This is a genomic window from Saccharopolyspora sp. (assembly GCF_017434145.1).
GTDB classification, from domain to species: domain Bacteria; phylum Actinomycetota; class Actinomycetes; order Mycobacteriales; family Pseudonocardiaceae; genus Saccharopolyspora_C; species Saccharopolyspora_C galaxeae.
On record NZ_JAFRFW010000762.1, the window covers coordinates 1 to 4,964 of the forward strand.

The following is a 4,964-nucleotide window of genomic DNA, read 5'->3' on the forward strand; positions in this document are numbered from 1 at the left end:
AGCGTCCCCGCACGTGGCGGGAATGCGCGGCCGGAGCCGTCGGGTCCTCGTGCACCGCGTACACCGGCACCCCGGCGCGGCCGAGGCTGCGGATCACGCCGAGTCCGCCGTGGTGCAGCACGTTCGGGTCCAGCTTGAACACCACTGCGGGCGTGCTGGTGTCGAAGGCGACCGGGTCCGGGACTCGCATGGCTCACACGACCTGCCGGTGCGGGGCCAGGTCGAACTGGTACGTCGCGTCCAGCACCCGCGGGCAGTCCCCCGCCCAGCCGTAGTCGAATCCCGGATGCACGGTGTGCACCACCACCAGGTCCCAGTCCTGGCCGCGCGGGGCGGGTTCGCTGCGCAGCCGGGAACCGTCGGGCAGTTCGACCTCGTCGATCAGCGGGTCGTGGTAGCGCACGTCCGCGCCCATCCGATGCAGCTCGGTGATGATCGGCAGCGAGGGCGATTCGCGCAGGTCCCGGACGCCTGCCTTGTAGCTCACCCCGGCCAGCAGGACCCGCGCACCCGCGACGGCGCGGCCGGACTCGGCCAGCATCTCCCCGGCGCGGCGCACCACCCGTTCCGGACGCTGCTCGATGGAGCGCATTGCCTGCTCGATCATCGGCGCGCCCAGCCCTCGCTCGCGCAGCTGCCACAGCAGGTAGTGCGGGTCGCAGGGGATGCAGTGCCCGCCGACACCGGGTCCGGGGAAGCTGCCGAGGAAGCCGTAGGGCTTGGTGCCCGCGGCGATGGTCACCTCGATGGGGTCCAGCGCCATCGCGCGGCAGACGTCGGCGACCTCGTTGGCCAGCGCCAGGTTCACCGCGCGGAAGACGTTCTCGTAGAGCTTGGTCAGCTCCGCGGCTTCCGGCGAGCCGACCAGGTACACCGAGTCGGTCAGGTCACCGATCACCCGCGCCGCCCGTGCCGCGCACTCCGGCGTGACTCCGCCGGCGATGCGCGGGGTTTCGCGCTGCACGTGGTCGTGGTTGCCGGGGTCGATGCGTTCCGGGCTGAACGCGACGTGGACTTCCTTGCCCACCGTCAGCCCGCGCCGCCGCAGCGGCTCCACCAGCAGGTCCCGCGTGGTGCCGACGAACGTGGTGGAGGTCAGAATGATCGTCTGGCCGGGCCGGGCGTGCGCCACCGCCGTCGCGCAGGCGCCGCGCAGCGCGGAGAGGTCCGGTACCCGGTCGCCGTCCACCGGCGTCGGCACGCACACCACGATCGCGTCCGCCTCGCCCAGCACCGAGGGATCTTCGACCAGCCGCAGCGAGCCGTCGGCGAGCGCGTCGCGGACCAGCTCCCGTTCCGGTTCCGGCAGATCCACGTCGCCGTCGGCGATGGCCCGCAGCCGCGCTTTGCTCACGTCGACCCCGACGACGCTGGAGCGGCGCGCGGCCAGCCCGCACGCGGTGGGCAGGCCGACGTAGCCCAGCCCGAGCACGACCACGGTTTCCTGCCGCACCGGCGGCACTTCGCTGACCGGGACGCCCGCCGGTTCGCGGTAGGCGACCAGCCGATCCGACAGGTGGCGCTCCCGGCCGTTGATCGCCAGGGCCAGTTGCTGCTGGGTCACGTTACCCTCCCCCGAGATTCACCTGGTCGCCGCGGCCCCCGCGCCGGCCTGCTCGCGCCTTCGCGGCTGACGACACAGTCGCAGCTCAGGGCCGAAGGACCCTCCCGCAACAGCGGTAGTGGCCCTACCGGAAACGCAGGAACCTCGGTGCCTCGCGCCGGTCGGAAAGCCGGTGCCGAGCCCGTTTCGCGTCCAGCCGCAGCGATCCGTCCCGGTCGCCGATGTAGGTGCGCGGCAGGGCGTGCGGCCCGGAAAGCGCGGACCGCCAGATCGCGCAGCCGTAGCCGTAACCCGCGTTGCGCACCGCGCGCACCGCCTGCTCGTCCAGCTCGCCGTACGGGTAGCAGAACCCGGTGACGTCCTGCCCGGAGATCTTCTGCAGCTGCATCCGGCTGTGCGCGGTCTCGCCCGCCAGCTCCACCGCGTCCAGTCCCGGGAGCCTGCGGTGCAGCGCGCCGTGCGAGCCGATCTCCATGCCGCCGGCGGCCACTTCGGCGACCTGCGCGGCGCTCATCAGCGGTTTCCGCGGCCCCTCCGGGTCCCAGGTGTTCTCCCCGCCGAGGCGCCCGCTGAGCACGAACACCGTCGCGGTCCAGCCGAAGCGGCGCAGCAGCGGGCACACCGTCTCGGCGAAATCGGTGTAGCCGTCGTCGAAGGTCAGCCCGACCAGCCCGCGCCCACCACCGGCGCGCCGCGCGGCGAGCAGGTCCCGCATCGAAACCCCCGTGCACCCGCGCGAACGCAGCCAGCGCAATTGCCGCTCGAACCGTTCCGGAGAGACCGTGACCAGGTACGGATCCTCGGTGTACGGGGTCACCGAGTGGTACATCAGCACGTACGGGAACGGCCGCGGCAACTGCGACCGAACGCCACTTTCCGCCGTCTGGGTCATCACCGGCCGCCTTCCTCGGCTCGCGGGTCCTCGGCGGACGATCGCACCCGGATCGGCGACGTGGTTCGGGCACGAAGGTGAGTCCGCCTACCGCATCCGCATCAGATGACCGCCCGCCGCGGTAGGCGAAACTGCGCGGCATCGTCGCGCAGCCCGGTCCGAACGATGATCGACTCTCCGGCGGTTGCGTAGACTCGGCCGGGTTCGCCGCACCCGGACCCTTGGAGCACCGCAGTGACCCCGGCAACGCAGCCCGAGCCTCGAACGCACATCGAGCAGGCCGGAGTGCGGGACCTGGTCGCGGCTTACCCGTGGCTGCCGGTGGTGCTGGGGCTGCTGGTCAGCGCGCTGGGCGTGTGGTGCTTCAGCGGTCTGGCCGAGCAGGTGCACCAGGGCGGGCCGCTGCTGCGGCTGGACGAGCACCTGCTGCGCGTCTCGCTCGAACTGCGGTCGGCGCCGCTGATCGCCGCCCTGTCGGTGCTGACCTGGCTCGGGGACGTGCTGGTGGTGCTGCCGGTGAGCCTGCTCGTGGGCGTGCTGATCGGGCTGACCAGGCGTACTTGGGCGCCGCTGGTGCTGCTGGCGGTGTCCTCGGCCGGGATGGGCCTCGCGGTGTACCTGATCAAGATCATGATCGCGCGGCCGCGGCCGGTGGTGGTGAACGCGCTGGTCGTCGAGGACGGTTTCGGCTTCCCGTCCGGGCATTCCGCGCAGTCGGCCGCGCTCTACCTGCTGCTCGGCGCTTTCGCCCTGCGGCTGCTGCGCGCCCGGTGGGCGCGGGCGTGGGTGTTCACCGGCGCGGTCCTGGCGATCGTGCTCACCGGCTTCAGCCGCGTGCTGCTCGGTGTGCACTCACCCACCGACGTGCTGGCGGGCTGGATCCTCGGCGCCTCTTGGTCGACCCTGCTGCTGAGCCTCTGGCTGTTCGCCGAACAACTCCCCCGCCTGATCAACACCCTCGTCGCCCGCAAATCCGCACCGGCTTCCGGTCCCCCGCAGGCTTCTGAGTGAACGGCCTGTTCGTCCAATCTAGTAGGACCAAAGTTCCGTTCACTCCGAACGAACGGGTGCCGGCCCGGCCGATGGCAAGATCAACCGGCCAGCGCGCCCGAACGCACCGACGCCATGAAGGCCGACCACGCGGGACCGGGCACGGCGAGCAGCCCGCTGCCGCGATCCTTCGAGTCCCGCACCCCGACCACATCGGCCTCCACCGCGAAACCGACTTCGACGCACTGCCCGCCCTGACCGTTGCTCCGGCTGGAAACCCGCCAGGCCGCGTAGGTGAGATATAAGTCCGTCATCGTGGGATACCTTCCCCTAACTCGTTGTGCAGTGACCGAGCCGCTTCGTCGAGGGCCGCGCGAGATTCCGCCACTCCCATCGACACCTCGGCGAGCTGGTCGAGCATGACCGTATAACGGTCGATGTCTCCCGGGTCCTCCTGGTAAACGGCGCCTCTGTCGTTCTCGATGTACGCGAACGCGGGAGAGTCATCGTCCGGGAACTGCATAAGCACGAAGGACGAAGCCATCGCGGCGTGCGCACCGGCGGAGAACGGAACCACCCGAACTCGGGTGCGATCTTCCCGGGAAGCCGCGACCAACTGGTCGAGCTGCTCCCGCATCACCTGTGGGCCGCCCACTACCCGCCTCAGCACCGCCTCGTTCAAGTACACGTTCAGCCGGGGCGGTTCGGCGCCTTCCAGCAGAGCTTGGCGCTCCCGCCGAACACGCACCACCTTCGCCAGCTCGTCGTCACCGATGTCCGGACGGGAGGCCGTGGTGATCGCCTCGATGTAGGAGCGGGTCTGCAACAGACCCGGGACGAACTCGCTTTGGTACTCCCAGAATTCGACGGCGTCGCCTTCCAAGCCCACGAACTGGCGAAACCACTTCGGCAAGGTGTCCCGATAAGCAGTCCACCAGCCTCGCTGGTTCGCTTCCCGCGCCAGTCGCAGCAGTGACTCCCCGGTACCGGCGTCGACGTCGTAGAGCTGGCAGAGCAGCCGCACGTTCGGAGCTTTGATCGCCTGGCGTCCCAGCTCGATCTTGCTCACGGTCGGTTCGCCGACCTCCAGCCAGTCCGCGGCGTCTTTGCGGGTCTTGCCCGCGTTCTCCCGCATCCCGCGCAGCATCGCGCCGAGTTGTCGTCGCCGAACACTAGGTCCAGGGCGTTTGGGCACAGTGCGGACCTCCGGTCGATTCTGGACACAGCGGGAGATCAGTTTGTCACGCGCTGGACGGCGCCCCGGCGATCATCCGAACAGGTGTCGTACCGGCGAATCGCATTGATCAGGGACCGTTCCCATGGGAACGTTCCTAAAGTAGCCGATCAAGACTCGGAGCGCCTGTTCCGACGAAACCCGCAAGACCCTCCCCTGTGCCGCGCCGGCGTTCCGCGCCGCGCCGCCGCGATCGGTTCCGCGCGCCGGGAACCACCCCCGAGGTCGCGGCCGTAGCGCACAGGGACTCGCCGGGCCGATGCACCGGTCCCCTCGAATCGGTC

At 70.3% G+C, this 4,964-nt stretch carries 5 protein-coding genes and 1 pseudogene; 1 reads left to right on the forward strand and 5 read right to left on the reverse strand.

Going from position 1 to position 4,964, the window contains the following annotated elements; all coding sequences use genetic code 11:
• From IJH84_RS20695 to IJH84_RS20705, 3 genes and pseudogenes are all read right to left on the reverse strand, one after another.
• Positions 1–190 (reverse strand): annotated as a pseudogene (locus tag IJH84_RS20695) (hypothetical protein); the annotation flags it as partial.
• Between the two features lie 3 nt (positions 191–193).
• Positions 194–1,564, reverse strand: a complete 1,371-nt coding sequence (locus IJH84_RS20700) for a nucleotide sugar dehydrogenase (RefSeq protein WP_295147865.1) — start codon at positions 1,562–1,564, stop codon at positions 194–196.
• Between the two features lie 124 nt (positions 1,565–1,688).
• Positions 1,689–2,456, reverse strand: coding sequence for a polysaccharide deacetylase family protein (locus tag IJH84_RS20705; RefSeq protein ID WP_295147868.1), 768 nt, complete (start codon positions 2,454–2,456; stop codon positions 1,689–1,691).
• A 234-nt stretch (positions 2,457–2,690) separates the two neighbouring features.
• Here IJH84_RS20705 and IJH84_RS20710 point away from each other — a divergent pair, with 234 nt between their 5' ends.
• Positions 2,691–3,467: a phosphatase PAP2 family protein gene (locus tag IJH84_RS20710; RefSeq protein ID WP_295147871.1), complete on the forward strand. Its 777-nt coding sequence runs from the start codon at positions 2,691–2,693 to the stop codon at positions 3,465–3,467.
• 80 nt (positions 3,468–3,547) lie between these two features.
• Here the strand turns inward: IJH84_RS20710 and IJH84_RS20715 are convergent, their stop codons facing one another.
• Both IJH84_RS20715 and IJH84_RS20720 read right to left on the reverse strand, forming a co-directional pair.
• Positions 3,548–3,760 (reverse strand): DUF397 domain-containing protein, encoded by a 213-nt coding sequence (locus IJH84_RS20715; protein ID WP_295147874.1) that lies wholly within the window; start codon positions 3,758–3,760, stop codon positions 3,548–3,550.
• On the reverse strand, positions 3,757–4,593 hold the full coding sequence (locus tag IJH84_RS20720) for a helix-turn-helix transcriptional regulator (protein WP_295147877.1): 837 nt from the start codon (positions 4,591–4,593) through the stop codon (positions 3,757–3,759). Before IJH84_RS20720 ends, IJH84_RS20715 begins: the two co-directional genes overlap by 4 nt.
• Positions 4,594–4,964: the final 371 nt, after the last annotated feature.

Coding starts and splice junctions, on each gene's coding strand:
- IJH84_RS20705 (WP_295147868.1), bottom strand. CDS start 2,456: ATGACCCAGACGGCGGAAAGTGGCGTTCGGTCGCAGTTGCCGCGGCCG.
- IJH84_RS20715 (WP_295147874.1), bottom strand. CDS start 3,760: ATGACGGACTTATATCTCACCTACGCGGCCTGGCGGGTTTCCAGCCGG.
- IJH84_RS20720 (WP_295147877.1), bottom strand. CDS start 4,593: ATGCTGCGCGGGATGCGGGAGAACGCGGGCAAGACCCGCAAAGACGCC.